The organism is Rhizobium sp. BK312, assembly GCF_014193605.1.
Classification (GTDB): Bacteria; Pseudomonadota; Alphaproteobacteria; order Rhizobiales; family Rhizobiaceae; genus Rhizobium.
Genome location: NZ_JACHZP010000001.1, coordinates 391336 through 415171, shown reverse-complemented (window position 1 = coordinate 415171; position 23836 = coordinate 391336). Strand labels below are relative to the sequence as shown.

The following is a 23836-nucleotide window of genomic DNA, read 5'->3' as shown; positions in this document are numbered from 1 at the left end:
GGAACAGCTTGCATCATTTTGTTTAGAGAAGGTTTAGCTGGACTTGCGCGATTTTACGCAAGCGCATCCTTGCTGCTGATCACGGCAACACCACGGGCTCGCATCTCATCGATTGCCGATTTGACGCCGGCGAGATCGATGCCTCGGCTGGCATCTTCGATGAAGCGGACGGTAACGCCAGGCAGCATTTCAACGGCATCGAGGGCCGAGAACTTGACGCAATAATCGGTTGCCAGCCCGCAAAGGTCGAGTTCGGTGACGCCTTTGTTGCGCAGATAGGCGGCCAGCCCGGTGAGGGCGGCTTGATCGTTGTCACGGAAGGCGGAATAGCTGTCGACTGCAGGGTTCTGGCCCTTCTGCTGGATGAAATCGACGGCGTTGATATGGAGGTCCGGGTGAAACTCGGCATCTTTGCTATTCTGAACGCAGTGATCGGGCCACATCATCTGCGGCTTGCCCGAGAGCATGCCGATTTCAAAGGGTTTCTTGCCCGGATGAGCGGAGGCGAAGCTACCGTGACCGGCCGGATGCCAGTCCTGTGATGCGACGATGAGATCGTATCGGCCGCTGTCTATGAGCTCGTTGGCGACAGGCACCGTCAGATTTCCTTCGTGAACGGGTAGGTTGCCGCCAGGGCAGAAGCCGTTCTGGATATCGATGAGCAGCAGCGCTTTCATGAGGCCTGTCCTTCCGTTTTGTTGCGCCGCACGATGCCAAGCGGCGCGTTTCGGATCAAGCCCTTTGCGCCTCGCCGATGAAGGCGGCGAGGCGCGACGGTTTGTAAAAGCTTATGCCGGCTTGTGGCCTTTGAGGCCATAGAAGGCAATGTAGACGTAGCAGATGATCGGCATCAGGAAGGCGAGGTGAATGCCGATGGTATCGGCAAGACCGCCCTGAATGACTGGCAGAATCGCTCCCCCGACGATGGCAAGGCACAGAATGCCCGAGCCTTGGCTCGTATATTTGCCGAGGCCATGCAGCGCCAGGCTGAAGATCGTCGGGAACATGATCGAGTTGAACAGGCCGATCGCCAGCACGGACCACATGGCGACATGGCCTGTCGTCAGCACCGTCACCAGCAGAAGAATGATCGCGATAGCGGCGTTGAACGCAAGCGCCTTGCCATCATCGATGTGGCGCATGATTGCCGAGCCGACGAAGCGTCCGACCATCGCGCCGCCCCAGAAATAGGAGACATAGTGGGCGGCATCGGACTCGGAGAGATGGGCGATATCGGGCTGGCTCAGGAAGTTCACCAGGAAGCTGCCGACGCTGACTTCGGCGCCGACATAAACAAAGATGCCGACAGCGCCGAGCACGAGATGACGGTACTGCCAGGCGGAACCGCCGCCGCGCATCGGCTCGACGGTTTCTTCATCTTCGACCTCGGGCAGCTTCAATGCGGCAAAGACGGCAGCAAGCACCAGGAATGCGGCAGCAAGAAGCAGGTAGGGGAATTTTACCGCACCGGCCTCGGCAAGCCGCATGGCGTCGAGCTGCTCCGGCGTCGCGTTGGTGGCCGCAACGGTCGCGGCGGACAGGATAAGCATTGCGCCGAAGTAAGGTGCAATCGTCGTGCCGAGGGAGTTGAATGCTTGCGTCAGGTTCAGACGGCTGGCGGCCGTATCCGGTGGTCCCAACACGGTGACATAGGGGTTGGCGGCGACCTGCAGGATCGTGATGCCGGTGGCGAGCACGAAAAGCGCGCCCAAGAAAAGGGCGTAGACTCGGTAGGTGGCGGCCGGAATGAACAGGGCGCAGCCGACAGCCGCGATCGCGAGGCCGACAACGATGCCCCATTTATAGGTGATGCGCTTCACGAGCGTGCCGGCAGGAAGCGATATGATGGAGTATGCGCCGAAAAAGCAAAGCTGGATAAGCATTGCCTGGGTGTAATTGAGCTGAAAGACGCTTTTCAGGTGCGGGACCAGAATATCGTTCAGGCAAGTGATGAAGCCCCACATGAAAAAGAGTGAGGTGAGTGCGATGAGCGCGAATTGGTAGTTGCCCTGGCCTTGGCGTGCGGATGCACGGGCGCTGGTGGGCGCAGAGCTTGTTGCTGAGCCAGCCACTTTTTTATCCTCGGTTCTTGTTGTTGCCAGGCTTCGAGATTCGAGCCGGACGAAAAGCCCGAACGGGCCGAAAGAAGAAACTGGCAGCGGCTTGCCGAGACCCCCGCAGGAAACGCAGAATCCCGAAGCCGCTTCAATCGATATAATCGATTGGATTATCATTGGTAGCTTGCTAGGCATGCGGATTCTGCAATGCTGCAATGCAATCGCTTGCAAGAGTGGAATGTCTAGCCATGCCTTACGGTTTTTGGGCGGCCTATTCGATTGGGGCCCGCAGCCGACGTCAGTCAAGGCTGTGCAAATAACCAAGAACGGCGCGTTTCACGCGCAGAGCCAGCTGGTTTTTATCCGTGTCGCCATGGTCCCCTGCGGCATCGACCATTCCCTTGACGATGGCGACCACGTCGCGGCTTGCCACTTCTATATCGACCTGCGGCGGCAAATCCGGTCGCAGCAGGGTTGCGCGCGTGAGCTCCAAGAATCGCCGTTTGACCGCTTCGGTGGCGGCATCGAGCGGCAGCCGCGCCTCCTCGAAATCGAGCAGGCGGGCTAGTGCCGGCCGGCGAAGCTGCTGTTCGACGCAAGGGAGGATGAGCGCCGATAGCGCCTCGCTGCCGGTGGTCTTGTCGGCGGCAATTTCCGCTTCTGCGACGAGGCGCGAAGTCTCGCGCAGGATCAAGGCTCCGATCAGCGCATCCTTGCGTGGAAAATACTGATAGAGCGAGCCGACGCTGACGCCAGCCTTCTCCGCGACGGCATTGGTGGAGAAGGCTTCATGGCCGTGCTCCTCCAAAATGCGAGCTGCAGCCTCCACGATCGCTTCGACTGTTGCAAGCGACCGGGCTTGCTTTGGCGCTTTTCTCGGCGTGGCTCGGCTGTGGAGCGGGCTTTCGGACATGTTCCTGGAATGCGAGTAGCAAAAAGCGAATTATCGCTCATATTACAATTCGCGACCCAATGAAACAAGCATTTCAGCGAACATGCTGGGATTGAGTTCCCAGGCATGACGGAGAGCGCTTGTGCGAGCGACAAGGAGATTTGACGCATGTCCAACGAAATTAGAACCGCGATCGTAACCGGCGCATCCAAAGGTATTGGCGCCGCCATTGCGAAGCAGCTTGCCGACGATGGCTTTCAGATCGTCGTCAATTACTCATCGAGTTCCGAAGAGGCCGGCGATGTTGTCGCCGGTATCGCCGCGGCGGGTGGTCGCGCGATTGCGGTCCGTGCCGATGTCGCCGACGCCGCGGCCGTAACCGCATTGTTCGATCGCGCCGAAGCGGAGTTCGGAAAGGTCGACGTGCTCGTCAACAATGCCGGGATCAGCAAATTCTCGCCATTGGCTGAGGTTTCGGATGAGGATTTTCGGCAGCAGGTTGCCGTCAATCTGACAGGCACCTTCAATGGGATGCGAGAAGGGGCGAGGCGGGTGCGCGATGGCGGCCGCATCATCAATCTCTCCACGAGCATCATCGGTCACTACTCCCCGGGCAACGGCGTCTATGCCGCGACGAAGGCGGCAGTAGAGGCAATGACCCATATTCTTGCCAAAGAGCTCGGTCCGCGCGGGGTCACCGTCAATGCAGTCGCGCCGGGGCCGATCGCGACCGAATTGCTGTTCAAGGGGCGGTCCGAGGCGCTAATCCAGCGGCTGATAAGCGACATTCCGCTCGGGCGCCTCGGGCTGGCGGAGGATATCGCCCAGATCGTATCGTTTCTGGCCGGGCCGCAGAGCGGTTGGGTCAACGGCCAGATCATCAGGGCGAATGGCGGGCGCAACTGAAGTGGCGCAGCGAGGCGCAGAAGCCTTGGCAGCAGAAGGATCGTCTCTTGCCTAGTGACGCGATACTGAATGATGCCATCGCGAAACCGGTCGTGTCTCGCGATAGCTTTCCCGTCGCTTCGTTGCGGGCTCAGTCGAATGCCAATCCTTCCTCGGCGATGGACTTCTGGACGGCCTCCCGTTGCCTCATGCGGCGATACCAAGCTTCCAGATTATGAAGTCCGTCGAAATGGATACCGGCTTTGTAATAGGATTTCAGCCACGGAGCCTGACCCCAACCCGTCAGTGCAAACAGATAGGCGTCGGCAACCGTGAATCTATCGCCCATCAGGAAGGGACGGTCGGCGAGATGCGCGTCGATCCATTGATATCGTTTTTCAAGCTTCGGCCTTGCGGTCTCGACATAGTCTCCCGCGAGCCGCGCATAGAGAAGCGGAATAAACCCCTTGTGGATTTCCGTCGACAAGAAGCCGAGCATTTCCTGCAGCCTGTAGCGCTCCATCGTGCCGGGGGCGGCTGCCAATCCGGCCTCCGGCTTCAGATCCGCCAGATATTGGACGATCGCCGGCCCTTCGCGCAGAAGATTGCCGTCGCCGAGATCAAGCAACGGGACATAGCCATGCGGATTGATATCATAGAAATCGAGTCCGGTTTCGGTCTTGTGGCTGGCGTGATCGACCTTGATCACGTCCACGTCCAAGCCAAGTTCGTTGATGACGATATGGGGCGAGAGTGAGCAGCTTGCGGGCAGATAGTAGAGCTTCACGAGGGTCTCCATGGTGTTTCCGGTGCCAGCTTTCGCTTGGAAAGACTGTCGTAGAACCATGTAATCCCTGCAGTATAGAATAGTAAGAACGGAAAAGTTTGACATCTAGGTACAAAAATTATACCGCCATGCACATGAGGTATGCGCGATGAAAAAGACCGTGACGGGTTGCTCCGTGGAAGAGGCGATGCACTTGCTGGGAGGCCGCTGGCGGCTGCTGATCGTGTCCTATCTGGTCGATGGACCCCAGCGCTTCAACGAACTGCGACGGCTGATGCCTGGCATTTCGCAGAGGATGTTGACGCTGGACCTGCGGGCGCTGGAGGAGGCGGGTCTTATCAAGCGGACGGTCTATCCGACAGTTCCCGTTAAGGTTGAATATTCGCTGACGGAGGATGGGAGGCGTTTGGAGAAGGTTGTCGCCGTAGTGAAAGAATTCGGGTTGTGGCTGAAGGATCGGGATGCGCAGGCTACCGGGAAGCGTGAGGATTCACCAGAGCTCGTAGTATAAGTCCCGCCAATCCGGATTTGTTTTTTAGACTAGATCGATCTTCCACTGTCGATACCAGCGTTTCAGCGATTTTTCTTTTTGTATGGCTGAAACGATGTCTGCGTGGTCTTCATACCAAACCAACCGCGTGCATCCCTATTTCCAAGCGAATCCCGGTGTTAGAGGCCTTCGCGATGTTCGTAGATGCGACGCTCGAGATCGGCGGTGACGCCCATGTACAGCGTGCCTCGCTTGTGATTGGTGATGATGTAAGTGTATCCACCCATGCGTGTACGACGCTGGTTGGGGTAGTGGTCGTCAAGGGTCGCTAGGGATGACGGATGATCTATTGATGCCGGATCAGTGCTCGCATTTGCCACCGACGGCATACCCCACACTCCGTCATCCTCGGGCTTGACCCGAGGATGACGGAGTGGAGGAAGATGAGGAGTCCCATCGCGACCTTCGTATATGCGCGGTCCGCATCAGCAGGTGATTCTATGGCCCCAAACCCGGAATCGCTCCCGATCAAACCCTCTCCACAAACCCGTCCAACACCCTTTTCTGCCCGGCGCGGTCGAATTCGATCGTCAGCTTGTTGCCCTCGATTTCCGAGACGTTGCCGTTGCCGAATTTGATGTGGAAGACGCGGTCGCCTATAGCGAATTTGGAGGGTTCGGAGGAGGTGGATTTGGCCACCAGTTCGCCGTCAATGGTGCGCACCTTCGGGCCGCTTTCGCCGTAGCCGATGCGTTCGACGGCGTGGCCGGAGCGGCTGCCCCAGTTGTCGCGGGTTGCATCGTTGCGGTTGGCCTGGGCGCGTTTCCAGCCCGGGGTGGAATAGGTATTGGCGAAGGGATCTGCCTTGTCGAAGCGGGACTGGCCGTAGCCGCCGCGGCCGTACCCGCCATAGGATTGCTCGACTTCGGCGACCTGAACATGGGTTTCCGGCAGTTCGTCGAGGAAGCGGGAGGGGATCGTGGATTGCCAAAGACCGTGGATGCGGCGGTTGGAGACGAACCAGATGTGGCAACGGCGCTTGGCGCGGGTGATGCCGACATAGGCGAGGCGGCGCTCTTCCTCGAGGCCGGCGCGCCCGCTTTCGTCGAGCGAGCGCTGATGCGGAAACAGGCCTTCCTCCCAGCCGGGCAAAAACACGGTGTCGAATTCCAGACCCTTGGCGGAGTGGAGCGTCATGATGGAGACGGCGTCGAGATTCTCGTTCTGCTCGGCATCCATGACGAGGGCGACGTGTTCGAGGAAGCCGCGCATGGACTCGAAGCTGTCCATGGAGCGGATGAGTTCTTTCAGGTTTTCCAGGCGCCCCGGCGCTTCCGCCGATTTGTCGTTCTTCCACATGTCCGTATAGCCGGACTCTTCGAGAATCTGCTCGGCAAGCTCGGTATGCGGCGTGTTTTCGAGCAGGCCCTGCCAGCGGCGGAAGGACTGCACGACGTCGAACAGCGCCTTGCGCGCCTTCGGCTTCATCTCATCCGTCTCGATGATATCGGCCGCTGCCGCCAGCATCGGGATATCGCGTACGCGGGCATAGTCGTGCAAAGCGCGGACGGTGGTGTCGCCGAGGCCGCGCTTCGGCGTGTTGATGATGCGCTCGAAGGCGAGATCGTCGGCCGGCTGGCAGACGAGGCGGAAATAGGCCATGGCATCGCGGATTTCGAGGCGCTCGTAGAAGCGCGGGCCGCCGACGACGCGGTAGTTGAGACCGAGCGTGACGAAACGGTCTTCGAATTCGCGCATCTGGAAGGAGGCGCGCACGAGGATGGCGATGTCGTTAAGATTGTGCTTGTTGCGCTGCAACTGCTCGATCTCTTCACCGATAGCGCGCGCTTCCTCCTCGGAATCCCAGGAGGCATGCACCTGCACCTTTATATCGTCCGGATCGGAGCGGTCGGTGAACAGCGTCTTGCCGAGCCGGCCTTCATTATGGGCGATCAAATGCGCGGCGGCGCCGAGAATATGCTCGGTGGAGCGATAGTTGCGCTCCAGCTTGATGACCTTGGCGCCCGGAAAATCCTTCTCGAAGCGCAGGATATTGTCTACTTCCGCACCGCGCCAGCCATAGATCGACTGGTCGTCGTCGCCGACGCAGCAGACATTCTGCGGCTCGCCCTTCTGCCGCTGCGCCAGCAGGCGAAGCCACATGTACTGCGCCGTGTTGGTGTCCTGATACTCGTCGACTAGGATATAGCGAAAGCGCTGGTGATAATCCTTGAGGATATCAGGATTCTGCCTGAATATATTGATCGGATGCAGCAGGAGATCGCCGAAGTCGCAGGCGTTCAGCGTTTTCAGGCGGTTCTGGTAGGCGGCATAGAGTTCGCGGCCCTTGCCGTTGGCGAAGGCGCGCGCATCGCCTTCCGGAATATCGGCGGGGCTCAGGCCCTTGTTCTTCCAGGTATCGATCATGCCGGCAAACTGCTTGGCCGGCCAGCGCTTGTCGTCGAGCCCTTCGGCCTGGATCAGCTGCTTGATCAGGCGGATGACGTCGTCGGTATCGAGAATGGTGAAGCTGGAGGTGAGGCCGACCAGCTCGGCATGACGGCGCAAAAGCTTGACACCGATCGAGTGGAAGGTGCCGAGCCAAGGCATGCCTTCGACCGCGCCGCCGACGAGCAGCGCAATACGCTCCTTCATCTCGCGGGCCGCCTTGTTGGTGAAGGTGACGGCGAGGATCTGGCTGGGGAAGGCGCGGTTGGTGGAGAGGATATGAGCGATGCGTGTCGTCAGCACGCGCGTCTTGCCGGTGCCTGCGCCCGCAAGCACCAGAACGGGGCCGTCGAGCGTTTCCACGGCTTCCGTCTGTTCGGCATTAAGGCCCGAGAGATAATCCGGCCGGCGGCCGCTGTCGCGTGCCGCCATGGCGCGTGCCGCGATGCCGCCGCCAATGCTGCCGGCAGCCGGCGCAGAACGGCGCGGTACGGTGTGCTCCGGCTCCTCGTCAAAGAAGGGAATGTCGTCATGTCCAATGGTCATGCCGCCCAATGTAATGATTCTACCCCGAAAGGCAAAAGAAACGGGCCGAAATTAGAACAAAAAGTGCACATTCGCAGCTCTTGATGCGCGTTTTGCATCATGGAGCGGACATGCCGACGAGCCAGTAAAACGTGTCGTTGTCTCACCGAAGATTACAACTTTGTTTGTATCTAAATTGTGGTTTAGCAGTCGATTCATGGGAAGCAACGGCCGCGTGAACGGCGCGGTACACGATGCTCGCCAATCGCCGCGCCGCGGAATAGCGACGAGCCCTCGGGGCTGAGCCAGTTATCGCCCCCGCGCCCAATTATGGTGAATTATGCGTTGTTCTTAGCGCATTTTTAAGCATGTTTGCTAATCATGGAGATATGTAACCGCCAGAGCGCAGGTGTTGTTTTTGCCTGGCTCCTGTTTGCCGATGCGATCGGCCCGCGCGCATGAGCGCCCGCGGCAAGGTTCCGATGTCTCCTTGTATGTGTTGCGTATTGTTGCGTTCGGAGTTCATGTGCCGTGAGTATTTTTTCGACCTTCATCAGGGTCAGTCCCTCTATGAATACAGCGCTGGAAGTGCTGAGGGACACCCAGGCCAAACTGGGTAATGCCGAACGACAGATGTCGTCGGGCCTGCGGGTTCAAACGGCGAGAGACAATGCTACGTACTGGAAAATCTCGACTTTGACGCATACCGACGTCGGTGCGATTTCGTCGGTTCAGGATGCGCTCGGTCTCGCCGCCTCGACCGTCAGCACGGCTTCTACGGGTGTCGGCAGCGCGATCGACGTCGTGACCGAGATCAGGACAAAGCTTGTCAGCGCCTATGAGACCAGCGTCGACAAAACGAAGCTTAATGACGAGATTGCGCAGCTGAAACAGCAGCTGCGCAGCGTCGGAGAGTCTGCGACCTTCAATGGCGTCAACTGGACGGTGCTGCGGGATGGCGCCGATCCTACCGATCCGCACGAAGTGCCGGGTTCGCTGATCCGCGGCAGCAACGGGACAGTGACGATCGGCATGCTGAGCTATGCCGGCGTGAGCTCGACGACAGGTCCGATCACCTCCGCCGATGCGCGTTATCTGATCGATGATCAGTCGAGCGGCTCCGGCGGATATGGCGTGCTGACGTCGACGTCTTTCGCGACCGAGGCCGGGGCTGCAAGGAACTATGTGCTCGTCAGCACTCAGAACGGCAATACGAGCGGCCAGGTGGAGATCTCGCTCGATGCGAATACGACCCAAGGGGCCATCGCCGACATGGTCAACACAGTGACGGGAATGTTGAACCAGCTCAAGACGATCGGGTCCGCATTCGGCTCCCTCGAATCGCGCATCAATCTTCAGACCGAGTTCGCCAAGAATTTGAGCGATTCCCTGACCAGCGGTGTCGGGAAGCTTGTCGATGCCGATATGGAGCAGCAATCGAGCAAGGTTCTGGCGCTGCAGGCTCAGCAGCAACTCGGGCTGCAATCACTCTCGATCGCCAATGCCAGCTACAATACGGCTTTGCAGCTTTTCCAGAATCTCTGAGAGCCAACCAGAATCATAAGAGGCAGAGTTATACGTATCCGCATTGCCTCGGTGGCTTTAGCCGTTTTTTCGCTTGGCTGGAGTGTTCGCGATGCTGTCAGAGGCAGCATCAATGCGGTGGTGATATGGCTCGGCTTCTGGGTCTGATGTCTACTATTGAAAGATTGTTGCGGAAATTGCTTCCATCCCAAAGATATAAGGGCGTCATAGATTTCTCTTCACGATATTGCCGCAATGCTTCATATCTGCTGCGGCCATCGAACCGGAGAGCGATGATTCCATGATGAAGAGAATTGCCATTCTTGCCCTAGCGGCAGCCTTTTTGAACGCATGCACGACCACCGATCCCTACACGGGTGAGCAGAAAGTTTCCAATACGGCCGGCGGTGCAGCGATCGGTGCCGGTGTCGGCGCTGTCGCAGGCCTTCTGATCGGCCATTCGCCGGCCTCGCGCCGCAATGCCGCGCTGATCGGCGCAGGCGTCGGTGCGCTCGCAGGTGCGGGCATCGGCAATTATATGGACCAGCAGGAATCCGAACTGCGTGCGCAGCTGCAGGGCACCGGCGTCTCCGTTACGCGCGTCGGCGACCGCATCATCCTCAACATGCCGTCGGCAATCACCTTCGACATCGACCAGGACGCGATCAAGCCGGAATTCTTCCCGACGCTGAATTCTGTCGCGATCGTTCTGCGCAAGTTCAACCGCACGCTGATCGACGTCAACGGCCATACGGATTCGACCGGCAGCCTGCAGCATAACCAGGATCTGTCCGAGCGCCGCGCCGGATCGGTTGCCTCCTACCTCGGCAGCCAGGGCATCGATCAGCGCCGCATGTCTGCCATCGGCTTCGGCCCGTCGCAGCCGGTCGCAACGAATGCAACCGAGGCTGGCCGCGCCCAGAACCGCCGCGTCGAGATCCAGATCGCACCGATCACGCAGAACGGCTAAGCTTTTTCAACAAAGACGGCCGGGTCTCACGATCCGGCCGTTTTCTTTGCGCGTCCGATCACGCGTGCATGCTGGCGCCCTTGGTGATCTTGTCGACGATTTTCTTGTCCGCGCGCAAGGCGATGCCGACGACCTTGGCGTCCTCGGGTGCGAATTCGGAAAAGACAGCGCGGTTGGCCGCATCATGGCCAGTTGAAAACATTTCCTCGATGAAGATGGAAGATGTGACGCCACGCTCCAGCGAGCGGCGGTGGATGGCGGTAATGCTCTCCTTGTCGGCCGAGAGCACGATGATGGGCTGGATCGACAAAGCGTTGTAGACGTTGCCGGTGCGATCGCGATAGGCTTCTCCAATAATATCTGGATGCTGTCCGGCTATGCCTGTCGACAGGAAGGCCGTTACATTCAGTTTTTGCCAGGATTGAAGGTCGCTTCGCAGAACGATCGCGATTTTGGTATCGAACATCGATGGTCACTTTCATGCAGTCTGGAAATGGGACATTGCGCGAAGATGTAACCGGACAGATCTTCGAGGGTCTTGAACGTTTGTGCGTGACGCCGGAAGCCAATCGCATCCTTTCCGCGCCGGCCTATCCGGGCATCGAACGCATCCAGGCGCAGTTTCGCGGCGATGCCTTCGAACTGCATCGGCACGATACCTATGCGCTTGGAGTCACCATGCGCGGCGTGCAGACATTCCGCTATCGCGGCGAACAGCGCTACAGCCTGCCCGGGCGGGTGATCATTCTTCATCCGGACGAACTGCATGACGGCGGGGCCGCGACCGATGACGGGCTCGTGTACCGGATGCTGTATCTGGAACCATCGGTACTGTTTCAATGTCTTGAGGCGGCGCGTGTCGGCCTGCCTTTCGTCGATGACCCCGTGGTGGAAGACACTCGTCTCGCCGGCTTGTTGCTGGCGGCGCTTGGTGAGCTCGATCGGGAGTTGGATGAGCTCTTCGTTGACGATTTCGTCTCGCGGCTCACCGACGGACTTGTCCAGCATGCCCGTTTGCCGCAACGGCCTTTGGGTAGCATTGCCTGGGGGCAGGTGAAGGCTGCGCGGGACTACCTCGAAGCGCATGTCACGCGGGGTGTGCGCTCGCAGGAGCTTGAGCGCATCACCGGTCTCGATCGCTTTGCGCTTGCGCGGCATTTCCGTGCCGCCTTTGCAACAAGCCCGCATCGGTTCCTGCTGATGCGGCGGCTGCAGCAGGCAAAGGCGATGATCGGCGCGGGAGAACCGATCGCGGAGGTGGCTGCGGCAACCGGCTTTGCCGATCAGAGCCATCTGACCCGACATTTCAAGAAGGCGTTCGGCATTGCTCCAGGTGCCTGGAACACTATGGTTCAAAGAACCGCTTAGCCGAGCTTGCCGACCTTCAATGCAGGCCGAGGAACTGCTTGAGTTCAGGCGTTTGCGGGTTGGCAAAGACTTCGCTCGGCGGTCCGATTTCGTGCACGCGCCCCTGGTGCATGAAGACCACGCGCGAGCAGACGTCCCGGGCGAATTTCATCTCATGCGTCACCATCAGCAGCGTCATGCCTTCGCCGGCTAGTTCTCGCACGACAGCAAGAACTTCCGCCACCAGCTCCGGGTCCAGCGCGGAGGTGATTTCATCGCAGAGAAGCGCGATCGGCTGCATGGCGAGTGCTCTTGCGATGGCGACGCGCTGCTGCTGGCCGCCGGAGAGTTCGTCCGGATAAGCGTCGAACTTGTGCCCAAGGCCGACGCGGTCGAGCATGCGCCGCGCCATCGCCTCGGCTTCGGCCTTGGCGGTCTTCTTGACGACCATCTGCGAGAGCATGACGTTGCGTCCCGCGCTCAGATGCGGGAAGAGATTGAATTGCTGGAAGATCATGCCGACCTTCAGCCGGAGCGCCTTCAGATGTAGGTCGTCGGGCAGAAGCTGCGCGCCGGCGACGGAGATCGAGCCGTCATTGATCGTTTCCAGCCCGTTGATGCAGCGCAGCAGTGTCGATTTTCCGGAGCCGCTCTTGCCGATGATAGCGATGACTTCGCCGGGCTCGACATCGAGGTTGATGCCCTTCAGGACTTCATTGGTGCCGAAGCTCTTGCGGACTTCAGTGATTTCGATGAGCGACATTGAGCTTCCTCTCCAGGATCTGGCTGCTCTTCGACAGCGGCCAGCACAGGGCGAAATAGATGAGCGCGACGAAGCCGTAGACGGTGAACGGCTGAAAGGTCGCGTTGGTGATGACGGTGCCGGCCTTCGATAGCTCGACGAAGCCGATAATGGAGGTCAACGCCGTGCCCTTGACGACCTGCACGGAGAAGCCGACCGTGGGCGGCACGGCGATGCGCAGCGCCTGCGGCAGGATGACGTAGCGCATCTGCTGCAGATAACCCATGCCGAGACTTGCCGATGCTTCCCATTGGCCTTTGGCTACAGCCTCGACGCAGCCGCGCCAGATTTCCGTCAAAAAGGCAGCCGACCAGAGGGTGAGTGCGACGCCGGCCGCCAGCCAGGCCGGTACGTCGATGCCGAAGAGCCCGAGGCCAAAGAAGGCGAGGAAGAGCTGCATCAGCAGCGGCGTGCCTTGAAACAATTCGACGAAGTATCTGACGGCGACACGGCCGGCCTTGGCTTTGCCGATACGCAGAAAGAGCAGGATCGCACCGACGATAGCGCCGCCCGCAAAGGAGACGAGAGAGAGGAGGATCGTCCACCGCGCTGCCAGAAGCAGGCCGCGCAGAATATCCCATGTGGTGAATTGGATCATTGGCGGACCCTGCGTGGAAAGATCAGCTTGCCCACGACCGCCAGTGTCTGCCGAAGCAGGACCGCCAGCGCGAGGTATATCGCCGTGGATACGAAATAGGCCTCGAACGCGCGAAACGAGCGCGACTGGATGAAGTTTGCCGCGAAGGTCAGGTCCTCGGCGGCGATCTGCGAGACGACGGAGGAGCCGAGCATGACGATGACGACTTGCGATGACAATGCCGGCCAGATGCGCTGCAGGGACGGAACGAGGACGACATGCCGGAAGGTCTCGAACCGGGTCATGGCAAGGCTGGCGCCGGCTTCGAACTGGCCGCGTGGTGTTGCCTGTATGCCGGCGCGGATGATCTCGCAGCTATAGGCTCCGAGATTGATGATCATGGCGAGATTAGCGGCGGTCATCTCGTTCATCTGAACGCCGATGCCGGGCAGGCCAAAGAAAATGAAGAAGAGCTGGATCAGAAATGGCGTATTGCGGATGAGCTCGACATAGGCAGCCACGAAGGGTTTGAGCCAGCTCGGGCCAAGTGCGCGAGCCCAGGCGCAGGCAATTCCGAGGATAATGCCAAGCACAGCGCCTATAAGGGTCAGCTCCACCGTGACGAGAACGCCCTTGATCAGCGTGGGATAGTATTCGGCAAGCCAGCCGAAATCGAAGTGATAGCGCATGGGAGAAAGCCTCGCTGAGACCGATCACGCCGCCGAATGACGGCGCGATCAGTCCTGCGTTGATCAGAAGCCGGCCGGCAGGTCGGCGCCCAGCCACTTCTGTGACATCTTGTTCAGTGTCCCGTCCGCCTTGGCGGCGGCAATGATGTCATTGACCTTCTTCTGCAATGCCTGCTCGTTCTTGTTCAGGCCGATGAAGCAGGGGGAGTTGGTGATGAGGAATTTCATCTCGGGCTTCTTCGGCGGATTCCTGGCAAGAATGGCCGCCGCGACGACATTGCCGGTTGCAACCAGCTGAACCTGTCCGGACAGGAAGGCGGAGATGGTGCCATTATTGTCCTCGTAGCGCTTGATCGTCGCATCTTGCGGCGCGACCTTGGTCAGCGCGAGATCCTCGATCGCGCCGCGGGTGACGCCGATCGTCTTGCCGGAAAGGTCTTCCGGCTTCGCGGCCGCGACATCGCCGGGACCGAAGACGCCGTTGAAGAAGGGCGCATAGGCGTCGGAGAAATCGATGACCTTTTCACGATCCGGATTCTTGCCGAGGCTTGAGATCACCAGATCGACCTTGTTCGTCTGCAGATAGGGAATGCGGTTGGCGCTGGTAACCGGAACGAGCTCCGTTTTCACGCCGAGTTTTTCGCCGATCAGATTGGCCATGTCGATGTCATAGCCCATGGGTGCCATGTCCGTGCCGACACTGCCGAAGGGCGGAAAGTCCTGCGGAACGGCGACGCGCAGCGTGCCGCGGGAGGTTATGTCGCTCAGGGCATCCGCCCGAGCTGCGCCAGGGGCGGAAATTGACCCCATCGCCAGCATCGCGATACCGAGTGCCATGAGCATTTGTCTGCGCTTCATCGAATGTCCTTCCAATCGTGGCTGTATGAAAGCTGAAAGGCGAAAGGCAAGACATATGCCAGTCGACGGAAGACTGCCTCGCGGTGTCATGGTATGGATGAAAGTGAATGTTCGGTGATCGTTGAGGTGATGGATTGATTAAAATATAGGCAAAATTCTGCTGCGATGCTTTTTCCCGCCGACCGATCGTCGCACCTTTGATCAATCGCACAAAACTTGAACTTATGCGCGATAGCGGCTCACTTTCATCACTGGACAGCCCCGCCCCAAATGCCCCATAGAACCGAGAGGGGTTAACGCCCTGGACGACCGCGATGGGAGATTCGGACTATGGTTTTGGCTGATGCAAAGGCGGGAACACGCAACGAGGCCGGCATATCCGCCGTTCTCGGCATTCTGAAGCAGGCCTTCGGTGAACGTTTCCAGACCGGCGAAAGTTTTCGTGCCCAGCACGCTCACACCACCACTTATATCCCATCGCAGCTGCCGGACGGCGTGGTCTTTGCTGAAACGAGCGAGGACGTGCGGACTGTCGTGAAGGCATGTGCCGAACACAAGGTCCCAGTTATTCCTTTTGGCACTGGCTCTTCGCTGGAGGGACAGGTGAATGCGCCGCAGGGCGGCATTTCCATCGATTTCAGCCGCATGAACCGCATTCTCGAAATCAATGCCGAGGATCTGGATTGCACGGTCGAGCCCGGCGTCACCCGCGAGCAGCTTAATACCTACCTGCGCTATACCGGCCTGTTCTTCCCGATCGATCCGGGCGCTAATGCTTCGATCGGCGGCATGGCATCGACGCGCGCATCGGGTACCAACGCTGTGCGTTATGGCACGATGAAGGACAATGTGCTGTCCGTGACCGTGGTTACTGCCAATGGCGAGGAAATCCGCACCGCCCGCCGCGCCAAGAAATCATCCGCCGGTTACGATCTGACACGGCTCTTTGTCGGAGCGGAAGGCACGCTCGGCGTACTGACGTCGATCACCCTGCGCCTGCAGGGCATTCCGCAGAAGATCGCCGGCGGGGCCTGCGCTTTTCCGGACATCAAGGCGGCTTGCGATGCCGTCATCATGACCATCCAGATGGGCGTTCCCGTCGCGCGCATCGAGCTGCTCGATGCCATGCAGATGCGGGCCTGCAACCGCTATTCCGGCCTGACCTATGACGAGAAGCCGACGCTTTTCCTTGAATTCCACGGCACTGACGAGACGGTAGCGCTGCAGTCGGAGCAATTTGCCGAGATCGCGGCGGAATGCGGGGGCGGCGAATTCCTTTGGACAAGCAACGCCGAAGAGCGCAACAAGCTTTGGAAAGCCCGCCACGACGCCTATTGGGCCTGCCGCGCGCTGGCGCCGGCGTTGGCTGCGCTATCGACAGATGTCTGCGTGCCGATCTCACGCCTTGCCGAATGCGTAGCGGAAACCCAGGCCGATATCGAGGCGCATGGCCTGCTGGCGCCGATCGTCGGCCATGCCGGCGACGGTAATTTCCATGTGCTCGTCCTGTTTGACGACAAGACCCCTGAAGGGATCGCTGTCGTCGAGGAATTCGTCGCTCGCCTTAACGCGCGTGCGCTCGCCATGGACGGCACATGCACCGGCGAGCACGGCATAGGGCAGGGGAAGATGGCATTTCTGGAGCAGGAGCTCGGCGATGCCGTCGATCTGATGCGTCAAATCAAGGAGTCGCTTGATCCGGATGCCATTTTCAATCCGGGGAAGATATTCCGCAGGCACTGAAAGATGGAATATTTTCATGATCTTGGCTTGCTACAAACGCGAATGACGCTAGGCTGCATCCGCACTTTTCCGGTTTTTGCCATAAAAAGCCACTGACACGCGCTAGAGGAGGCATACCTCTTAAAAAGAGCTGCTGTGACAGGCGGAGATCGGGTAGAACCGTACATAGACTAAATTATGCCGTGTATGCGCTCTGACAAGCGACGCCTGCATACGTTGGGAATGAAGATTGGAGACGACACGCGTTGTTAGGTAGGGTCCTGGTTTTTCTGGGTGGATTGCTTGTGGTGGTGCTGTTCCTGGCGCTGCTCGCTCCGCTCTTCATAGACTGGACCGATTTTCGCAAGAACTTCGAGGATCAGGCGAGCCGCATCATCGGCAAGAAGGTGACTGTTCATGGCACCGTGGATGCCCGTCTTCTGCCGTTCCCGTCGGTGACGCTGCATGACGTCCGCGTCGGCCAGGAGGCTGATGGAACGCCGCTCGTGCAGGTGGCCGAATTCTCTATGGATGCGGAACTTGCGCCTTTCCTTTCCGGCGAAGCACTGATCTTCGATATGCGGGTGTCCAAGCCCAAGGTGCGGCTGCGGTTGCTGAAGGACGGCACGCTCGACTGGATGCGCGGTAGCCAGCCGGAAATTCCCGCAAAGTCCGTCGTGCTCGAAAGCGTTCACGTAGAAGACGGCGATATTCTCTTCATTGACGAGCAAACGGGCAGGACCCGCCACGTCACGGGCCTGAATGCCCAGATGTCGGCGCGGTCGCTTGCCGGCCCTTGGCGTATCGAGGGCGATGCGGCCCTCGACAACGAGCATGGCAATTTCACGGTTTCCAGCAGCCAGCCTGACGACAACGGCGTCCTGCGCGTCCGCACCCGGCTGATGCCGGACCGCCATCCGCTTAATGTCGATCTCGATGGCGAGCTTAAACTCGTCGACAGCAAGCCCGATTACATGGGCTCCTTCACGGCCGGGGTCAACGACAAGCAGACGCGCGATTCTGCCGATCAGAAGGCGCAGCCCCGCATCAAGGGCCGTTTCGAGTTGACGAATGACCGTATTCGCGTTCCGGAATATCGCCTTGAAGTCGGCGCCGATGACGATCCTTATGTCGTCACAGGCGAGGCGACGCTGGATACAGGTTCCAAGCCGGAATTCCTGCTGACGGCCGATGGACAGCAGATCGACGTCAACCGTCTCGGCAACAACAAGGGCACCAACGGCAAGACCAATCGCAACCCGGCAATCTCGGCACGTCAGCGCCTCAACAATCTGATTGCGATTGCGGCTGAAATTCCGGTGCCACAGGTTCCCGGCAAGGCGACCTTCCGGCTGCCGGCGATCGTGGCGGGCGACACGACCATACGCGACGTGCAGCTCGATCTCGAACCGGCGGGAACGGGATGGAGGATCGATCATGCGATCGGCACGATGCCCGGCCGCACGCAGGTCGAAGCGCGCGGCAATCTCATGCTGCGGGACGAGCCCAACTTCATCGGTAATCTGGTCGTTGCGTCCAACCAGCCGTCGGGATTGGCCTCGTGGCTTGTCGGGGCCGTCGATCCGGCAATACGCCAGCTGCGTCAGGCCGGCTTCTCCGCCGATGTCAGCCTGAAGCATGACGAGCAGCGGTTCGAAAATCTGGAGATCGCAATCGGTTCGGCCACGCTGAAGGGCCGGATCGATCGACAGAGTGGGACAGACAAGACCCCGCCGAAGCTTGCGGTCGATCTGACCGGCGATGCTCTCGACCTCGACGCGCTGAGGGCGCTGACTGGGCTCTTTGCAGGCCAGGATACCGAGGAATCTCTCTTCGATCATCGGATCACGGCGCATCTGCAGGCCGGCAAATTCATGGCCTTCGGTGTGCCGGCCGATAATCTCGATACGTCCTTCTCTGTTGCCGACGGCGCTCTGACGATCGACAAGCTTTCGGTACACAATGTCGCCGGCGCCGAAATCACTGCAACTGGCCGCGCCGACGGCACGCCATCCGACTACAAGGGATCGGGCGAGATCACCTTCAAGGCCGCCGATCCCGGGCCGTTTTTCGAAATGTTGCGCCAGCATTTACCGCACCATCCCGTCATGGACCGTTTGGTGCGCAATGCAGCCTGGTATGGAAACACGGCTCTTCGCGGGGCGGTGACGCTTGGCGGCGATCAGGACAACGCGCTGACGGTGACGCTTGCCGGTGTTTCCAACGGCAGCCGCGTCAATTTCGATTATCGCATGTCCGATCTTTCGGCGTTCAAGGGCAAGGGCACCACGACGCTCGAGGGAACGCTGGAAAATTCGGTGACGTCGATCCTGTTCGGCCAGGCGGGTCTCGATCCGTTGCCTGTTGAAGCCGATGCCAATGGTCGTCTGACGCTGAAAGTGTCGGCAAGCGGCACCGATCCGGCGGATGCCGCGCTCACTTTTGCGACCGACAAGACATCGTTTACCGCAAACGGCAAGGTGGATGTCCGTCCAGCTACCTTCCTCAACGGCAACATAGCGCTATCGTTCGAAAGCGCTGACATCGATCCTTATTTCGTGATGAACGGCATCGGTATTCCGCAGATGGGCGCCGGTTTGCCGGTGAAGTTCCAGACTAATGCCGCATTGAACCCGGACAAGATCGTATTTTCCGATATGAAGGGGCTGTTTGCCGACAACAACATGTCCGGCATGCTGACCGTCGATCGGAAGGCGCCGAATCTAAAGGCCTCGGGTGAATTGTTGCTCGACAAGATGGATCTCGACTGGCTGGCGGAAGCCATCTACGGGCCGATGAGCGATCCGAAAACAGGCGCGCTCAACAAGGATAAGCTCGGCCTTCCAGCCTTCAGCGGCATGGACATCGGCGTCAAACTCTCCGCAAAGCAGGTATGGCCTGGTCTGTTCGGTCCTATTTCGAATTTCACCGCCAATGCAGCTTACAGGGGCGAGGAGTTGCGGCTGAATGATCTGACGGGTGGCTGGAATGGCGGTACGCTGACCGGGAGCGCGATGTTCGCCAATTCGGATGGCACCGGCCTGCTGCAGACGAAGCTCAGCCTCGCCAATGGCGATCTTACGGCTGTTGCCTGGCAGCGCGATGGAGCGCCGCTTGCGACCGGCCGCTTCGGCCTTGCGATGAATGCCGAAGCGAGCGGCAAGAGCATTGCCGACCTTGCCGCGAATGCAAGCGGTTCGGGTGAAATGAAGCTCGGCGAGACGCATGTGCGTGGCCTCAATCTCTCCGTCATGCCGCCGCTCCTCTCGGCGACGGATCAGATTCAGGGCGATATCACTGCCGCCAAGGTGCTGCCGATCGTGCAGACGCTGCTGAACAATGGCGAAGCGGTCCTGCCGGCGACCAGCATCCCTTTCAACATTTCCGCCGGTGTAGTGCGAGCGACCAATATTGTCGCCAGCAATGATCTGGCAAAGCTTTTGGGCAACGCCGAAATCAGCCTGCCGGACGAGCGCATGCGCGGCTCACTCGGTATCGCCTTCAAGGCGGGTGCCGAAGCGCAGAGCGGGGCGGAGCCGGCCCTACGCCTCGATTTCGCCGGACCGCTCTCCGCACCTGGCCGAACGATGGATATCACGGACGTCACCAGCTTCCTGTCGGTCCGGGCATTCGAGCGCGAGCGCCGTCGGGTGGAGCGCTTGCAGGCCAATGTGCTTGAAAAGCAGCGGCTGCGGCGTGAGGTGGCGCTGTACAAGTATGTTGCAGGCGTGCGCGAGGCTCAGCGCCAGCGCGATGCCGCCATCGAGCAGCAGCGCCGCGCGGAAGAGGAACGGTTACGCAATCTGGCTCAGCAGGCGGCCGCTCAGAAGCAGGCGGAGGAAGAGGCGCGCGCCAAGCAGGCAGCGGAGGAGGCGGCCAAGGCCAAGGCAGCGGCCGACGCGCGAGCCAAGGCCGAAACTCAGCATCCGACGGCACCTTTGAATTTCAATGAGCTGCCGGGAGTTGCCCAGTAAACCGGAAGGTCGTGGATTGATCCACATCTGGTAGGTAAAGCGCGCTCACGGCATCGTCGTGAACTCCTCTGCAACCACTCAGTTGCGATCTTTCAGCCATTTAAGGACATAGAGGCGGAGCGCCGAAGAGAGATTGCTGCCGGCTTCGCGGCCGTCGTCGATCTCAGAGATCAATGCTGCGAGCGACGTGCCGCGCGCGTTGGCGATCGCCTTCAGTTCTGTCCAGAAGGCATCCTCGAGGGAAAAGCTCGTGCGATGGCCATGCAGCGTCGCGGAATGTTTACGGATCATCGGCGGATCGATCAAAAATCGGAAATGGCGGGATATTTCTGAAAGTGATTCAAAATGCGGAAGTAAGCAACTGATTTCTGAAGTTTTTTGTCTCAGGGCCTAAATTAGTCTTCGGTCTTCTTGGTTTCGATTCGGCCGGCCTCGTGCGCCTTTGCGGCCTTTTCGTTAAGCGTTGTCGTCAGCTTCTTCTCAGCCTTGGTCCTTCCGAAGGCGATGCGGTTGTGCTCAGCCTGCGTTTCCTTATCCGAGCGGGCCTGCTTCTTGCGAAACTGGCGCAGATTGACGATTTCGGCGCTCATTAATTTCTTCCGTTACCGACATGAAAAAGGGAAGCGGATGCTTCCCCTGCAATGGCTACTGCTTCTTGCGGAACGCGTCGAGAGAGACAACCGATCCCGGCTTCTTTTCCTCACCTTCCTTGGCTGCAGCCGCAGGCGCTTCCTCGCCTTCGACCGGCACCGGATAGGCCGTGATTTCGCCGGAGGAGGTCTCTTCTTCTTCGTCGGCCAGCGGCACGTCGAATTCCAGTTCGAAATTGACGGAGGGGTCGTAGAAGCCGCGGATTGCATTGAAGGGGACGACCAGCTTTTCCGGAACGTCGGAGAAGGAGAGGCCGATCTCGAATTGGCTTTCCGTGATCTTCAGATCCCAGAACTGGTGCTGGATGACGATGGTCATCTGTTCGGGATATTTCGCCTTCAGGTGCTGTGAAATGCGCACGCCCGGGGCGCCGGTCAGAAAGGTGATGAAGAAATGGTGGTCACCGGGCAGGCGGCCTGTAGCGCCGACCTCGGTCAGCACCTTGCGGATTACTCCCCGCAGGGCGTCCTGTGCCAAAATGTCGTAGCGGATATGATCCTGCCCCATGCTTTCCTGTCTTTCGTTGGCCATGCTTTTTATAGGCTTATGCCACGCTGAGCGCCGCCGGAAAAGCCCTATGCGCGAGTCACCGCGTGTCGATCCATAATATAGCACTGGAGAAGAAGGTGAAGGCTTCTGTTGCCAGGTGCCTTCGAACCCCGCCTAAGAGTGCGACCCCTTAGGACTTTATTTGAAGTGTCACACCGCGATTAAGCAGCGAGACGAGCTTCCGCATAGTTGTCGTTTGCAACTACAATTTTAGCCCGATAACGGCGGTACAATGCCGAGCGAAAAGTCGATCTTTACACCCTTGTCGATCCTGTTTCGCCCCCATCAAAAGCCGGTCTGTCGCAAGTTCTGCTGGCCGGTTTTTGGTGGAGGCGCCGGGTACCGCCCCCGGGTCCAATAGGTTTATTACACCGCTCATTTATCGCCATAGCCGGCCCGAAGACCGGCAAGGGTGATATAGTGTTTTCCGCGAGCGAAGGGAAGGGCAATTGTCACAAATGCTTCGTGGAAACATCGGTTTGCCTGCAAGGTCGCGAGATTTACCTGAATTACGCTTCGCCGCGGTTGGTTTCGCGTGGGCTTGTCATTAAAATTGCGAAAAAGGAATCGGCAGGCGGCTGTTCAGGCAGGCCTTACGGCCGGAAATTTCAAGCGATTTCGGAGCAGAAGATGGCTCGTCACCCAGAGTACCAATATCTCGACCTGATGGCGCATCTGCTCGAGCACGGCGATCGCCGTATCGATCGCACCGGCGTCGGCACCTTGAGTGGTCTCGGCGCGATGATGCGCTTCGATCTCTCAAGGGGACAGATCCCGATCTTCACGACGAAGCGGGTTTATTGGAAACTCGCCGTCAAGGAGATGCTCTGGTTCCTGACGGGCGACACCAACATCCGCAATCTCCTGAGGGAAAATGTGCGGATCTGGACCGACTGGCCGCTGGCGAAATATCGCAAGGCGACGGGCGAAGAGATCGATCAGGTCGCTTTTGAAAAGCGCATTCTGGAGGACGAGGCCTTTGCTCTGCAATGGGGTGATCTCGGCCCGGTTTATGGTAAGCAGTGGCGGCAATGGCGCGATGCCGAAGGCCGCGTGCATGACCAGCTCGCCGCGGTCATCAAGGATCTCAAGACCAATCCCAGCAGCCGCCGGATGATCTTCCACGCCTGGAATGTCGGCGAGCTTGCCGATATGGCGCTGCATCCCTGCCACATGGTCTATCAGTTTCATGTATCGAACATCTCGGCCGAAGGCGGCAAGCGCCCGCGTCTCAGCCTGATGGTTTTCCAGCGCTCATGCGACTTGTTCCTTGGCAATCCATTCAACATCTGCCAGCAGGCGGTTTTGCTGGCTATGGTCGCGCAGCAGGTCGATATGGATATGGGCGAACTGGTCTGGTCGGGTGGTGACGTCCACCTCTATCTCAACCATCTGGATGCCATCCGCGAGCAGCTCAGCCGGGAGCCGAAGCCGTTCCCGACCTTGCGTCTGCTACGCCGACCCGACAGCATCGACAATTATCGTATCGAGGATATCGAGGTTCTCGGATATGAGCCGCACGCGGCGATCGCGGCCGAAGTCGCGGTTTAGGTCGTCGGCTTGGCGTCGGGATCGGTGCGCTGATCGAGGAGTAGTTGCAGGAAGGCGAGATCGAGCCAACGTCCGAACTTCGTGCCGACCTGTGGAAGAAGTCCGACCTGCTGGAAGCCGAGCTTTTCATGCAGCCGGATCGAAGCCTCGTTGCCTGCCTCGATGCCTGCGACCATCGCATGCTTGCCGATCGCTCGGGCGCGCTCGATGAGCTCGATCATCAGCGCCTTACCGATGCCGCCGCGATACTGATCGTTGCGGACATAGACGGAGTGCTCGACTGTGTGCCGATAGCCGTCGAAGGCGCGCCAGTCACCGAACGAGGCGTAGCCGACCACGTCACCGTGATCGTCGGTCGCGACGAGGACCGGATAGCCGAGCTTGTGCCGATCCTGCAGCCATTGCTTGCGATTGGCGATATCGACCTGCGCCTCGTTCCAGATCGCGGCGGTATTGGCGACGGCGTCGTTATAGATCGCGGTTATTCCCGCGAGATCCTCGTCTCTCGCATCGCGAATTTGCATCGGTCGCTCCGTAG

The 23836-nt window shown here is 59.3% G+C and carries 22 protein-coding genes, 1 other RNA gene and 1 pseudogene; 8 read left to right on the top strand and 16 right to left on the bottom strand.

Annotation, left to right across the window (positions count from 1 at the left end; genetic code table 11):
* Positions 1 to 53: 53 nt before the first annotated feature.
* The 3 genes from pncA to FHT85_RS01995 all read right to left on the bottom strand — a co-directional run bounded on the left by pncA (position 54) and on the right by FHT85_RS01995 (position 2886).
* The gene (gene pncA, locus FHT85_RS02005) at positions 54 to 677 is read right to left on the bottom strand and encodes a bifunctional nicotinamidase/pyrazinamidase (protein ID WP_112411706.1); all 624 of its coding nucleotides are present in this window, start codon (positions 675 to 677) and stop codon (positions 54 to 56) included.
* 111 nt (positions 678 to 788) lie between these two features.
* Positions 789 to 2072, bottom strand: coding sequence for a sugar MFS transporter (locus tag FHT85_RS02000; RefSeq protein ID WP_112334815.1), 1284 nt, complete (start codon positions 2070 to 2072; stop codon positions 789 to 791).
* 283 nt (positions 2073 to 2355) lie between these two features.
* Entirely contained in the window at positions 2356 to 2886 is a 531-nt protein-coding gene (locus FHT85_RS01995; protein ID WP_409527315.1) for a TetR/AcrR family transcriptional regulator, read from the bottom strand.
* A gap of 231 nt (positions 2887 to 3117) precedes the next feature.
* Between FHT85_RS01995 and FHT85_RS01990 the strand changes: the two genes are divergently transcribed.
* A complete protein-coding gene (locus FHT85_RS01990) occupies positions 3118 to 3855 on the top strand; it encodes an SDR family oxidoreductase (protein ID WP_112411708.1) in 738 nt (245 codons plus the stop codon).
* A gap of 130 nt (positions 3856 to 3985) precedes the next feature.
* Here the strand turns inward: FHT85_RS01990 and gstA are convergent, their stop codons facing one another.
* On the bottom strand, positions 3986 to 4621 hold the full coding sequence (gstA, locus tag FHT85_RS01985) for a glutathione transferase GstA (protein WP_112411756.1): 636 nt from the start codon (positions 4619 to 4621) through the stop codon (positions 3986 to 3988).
* A gap of 148 nt (positions 4622 to 4769) precedes the next feature.
* On the opposite strand from gstA, the gene FHT85_RS01980 reads away from it, so the two are divergent.
* The gene (locus FHT85_RS01980) at positions 4770 to 5132 is read left to right on the top strand and encodes a winged helix-turn-helix transcriptional regulator (RefSeq protein WP_112411709.1); all 363 of its coding nucleotides are present in this window, start codon (positions 4770 to 4772) and stop codon (positions 5130 to 5132) included.
* A gap of 24 nt (positions 5133 to 5156) precedes the next feature.
* Here the strand turns inward: FHT85_RS01980 and FHT85_RS01975 are convergent.
* Positions 5157 to 5398: pseudogene (locus tag FHT85_RS01975) on the bottom strand (GIY-YIG nuclease family protein).
* 241 nt (positions 5399 to 5639) lie between these two features.
* Complete coding sequence (locus FHT85_RS01970; RefSeq protein ID WP_112411757.1) at positions 5640 to 8105, bottom strand: ATP-dependent helicase; 2466 nt, start codon at positions 8103 to 8105, stop codon at positions 5640 to 5642.
* Positions 8106 to 8654: 549 nt separating this feature from the next.
* On the opposite strand from FHT85_RS01970, the gene FHT85_RS01965 reads away from it, so the two are divergent.
* Positions 8655 to 9629, top strand: coding sequence for a flagellin (locus FHT85_RS01965; protein WP_112398964.1), 975 nt, complete (start codon positions 8655 to 8657; stop codon positions 9627 to 9629).
* Positions 9630 to 9909: 280 nt separating this feature from the next.
* Positions 9910 to 10578 carry an OmpA family protein gene (locus tag FHT85_RS01960; protein WP_112411710.1) on the top strand — a complete coding sequence of 223 codons (669 nt, stop codon included), beginning with the start codon at positions 9910 to 9912 and terminating at the stop codon, positions 10576 to 10578.
* Between the two features lie 58 nt (positions 10579 to 10636).
* Here the strand turns inward: FHT85_RS01960 and FHT85_RS01955 are convergent, their stop codons facing one another.
* Complete coding sequence (locus FHT85_RS01955; protein WP_112334527.1) at positions 10637 to 11044, bottom strand: DUF2000 family protein; 408 nt, start codon at positions 11042 to 11044, stop codon at positions 10637 to 10639.
* Between the two features lie 14 nt (positions 11045 to 11058).
* On the opposite strand from FHT85_RS01955, the gene FHT85_RS01950 reads away from it, so the two are divergent.
* Positions 11059 to 11946, top strand: a complete 888-nt coding sequence (locus FHT85_RS01950; protein ID WP_405047979.1) for an AraC family transcriptional regulator — start codon at positions 11059 to 11061, stop codon at positions 11944 to 11946.
* Between the two features lie 16 nt (positions 11947 to 11962).
* Here FHT85_RS01950 and FHT85_RS01945 read toward each other — a convergent pair whose 3' ends face one another.
* From FHT85_RS01945 to FHT85_RS01930, 4 genes are all read right to left on the bottom strand, one after another.
* Positions 11963 to 12688, bottom strand: a complete 726-nt coding sequence (locus tag FHT85_RS01945) for an amino acid ABC transporter ATP-binding protein (RefSeq protein ID WP_112398962.1) — start codon at positions 12686 to 12688, stop codon at positions 11963 to 11965.
* The gene (locus FHT85_RS01940; RefSeq protein WP_112334530.1) at positions 12666 to 13325 is read right to left on the bottom strand and encodes an amino acid ABC transporter permease; all 660 of its coding nucleotides are present in this window, start codon (positions 13323 to 13325) and stop codon (positions 12666 to 12668) included. The genes FHT85_RS01945 and FHT85_RS01940 overlap by 23 nt, the downstream gene beginning before the upstream one ends.
* Positions 13322 to 13993 carry an amino acid ABC transporter permease gene (locus FHT85_RS01935; RefSeq protein WP_112398961.1) on the bottom strand — a complete coding sequence of 224 codons (672 nt, stop codon included), beginning with the start codon at positions 13991 to 13993 and terminating at the stop codon, positions 13322 to 13324. The genes FHT85_RS01940 and FHT85_RS01935 overlap by 4 nt, the downstream gene beginning before the upstream one ends.
* 63 nt (positions 13994 to 14056) lie before the next feature.
* On the bottom strand, positions 14057 to 14836 hold the full coding sequence (locus FHT85_RS01930) for a transporter substrate-binding domain-containing protein (protein WP_183773984.1): 780 nt from the start codon (positions 14834 to 14836) through the stop codon (positions 14057 to 14059).
* A gap of 345 nt (positions 14837 to 15181) precedes the next feature.
* On the opposite strand from FHT85_RS01930, the gene FHT85_RS01925 reads away from it, so the two are divergent.
* Positions 15182 to 16594 carry an FAD-binding oxidoreductase gene (locus FHT85_RS01925; RefSeq protein ID WP_112411712.1) on the top strand — a complete coding sequence of 471 codons (1413 nt, stop codon included), beginning with the start codon at positions 15182 to 15184 and terminating at the stop codon, positions 16592 to 16594.
* Positions 16595 to 16839: 245 nt separating this feature from the next.
* On the top strand, positions 16840 to 20547 hold the full coding sequence (locus FHT85_RS01920) for an AsmA family protein (RefSeq protein WP_112411713.1): 3708 nt from the start codon (positions 16840 to 16842) through the stop codon (positions 20545 to 20547).
* Between the two features lie 78 nt (positions 20548 to 20625).
* On the opposite strand, the gene FHT85_RS01915 is transcribed toward FHT85_RS01920, so the two are convergent.
* From FHT85_RS01915 to ssrA, 4 genes are all read right to left on the bottom strand, one after another.
* Positions 20626 to 20838: a ribbon-helix-helix domain-containing protein gene (locus FHT85_RS01915; RefSeq protein ID WP_041677915.1), complete on the bottom strand. Its 213-nt coding sequence runs from the start codon at positions 20836 to 20838 to the stop codon at positions 20626 to 20628.
* A 104-nt stretch (positions 20839 to 20942) separates the two neighbouring features.
* Entirely contained in the window at positions 20943 to 21137 is a 195-nt protein-coding gene (locus tag FHT85_RS01910) for a DUF4169 family protein (protein ID WP_112398957.1), read from the bottom strand.
* A gap of 55 nt (positions 21138 to 21192) precedes the next feature.
* Complete coding sequence (locus tag FHT85_RS01905) at positions 21193 to 21705, bottom strand: SspB family protein (RefSeq protein ID WP_041677914.1); 513 nt, start codon at positions 21703 to 21705, stop codon at positions 21193 to 21195.
* 118 nt (positions 21706 to 21823) lie between these two features.
* Positions 21824 to 22194, bottom strand: a transfer-messenger RNA (tmRNA) gene (ssrA, locus tag FHT85_RS01900).
* 183 nt (positions 22195 to 22377) lie between these two features.
* Between ssrA and FHT85_RS01895 the strand changes: the two genes are divergently transcribed.
* The gene (locus tag FHT85_RS01895) at positions 22378 to 23298 is read left to right on the top strand and encodes a thymidylate synthase (RefSeq protein ID WP_112411714.1); all 921 of its coding nucleotides are present in this window, start codon (positions 22378 to 22380) and stop codon (positions 23296 to 23298) included.
* On the opposite strand, the gene FHT85_RS01890 is transcribed toward FHT85_RS01895, so the two are convergent.
* The gene (locus tag FHT85_RS01890; protein WP_112334535.1) at positions 23295 to 23822 is read right to left on the bottom strand and encodes a GNAT family N-acetyltransferase; all 528 of its coding nucleotides are present in this window, start codon (positions 23820 to 23822) and stop codon (positions 23295 to 23297) included. The genes FHT85_RS01895 and FHT85_RS01890 overlap by 4 nt on opposite strands.
* Between the last annotated feature and the right edge of the window lie 14 nt (positions 23823 to 23836).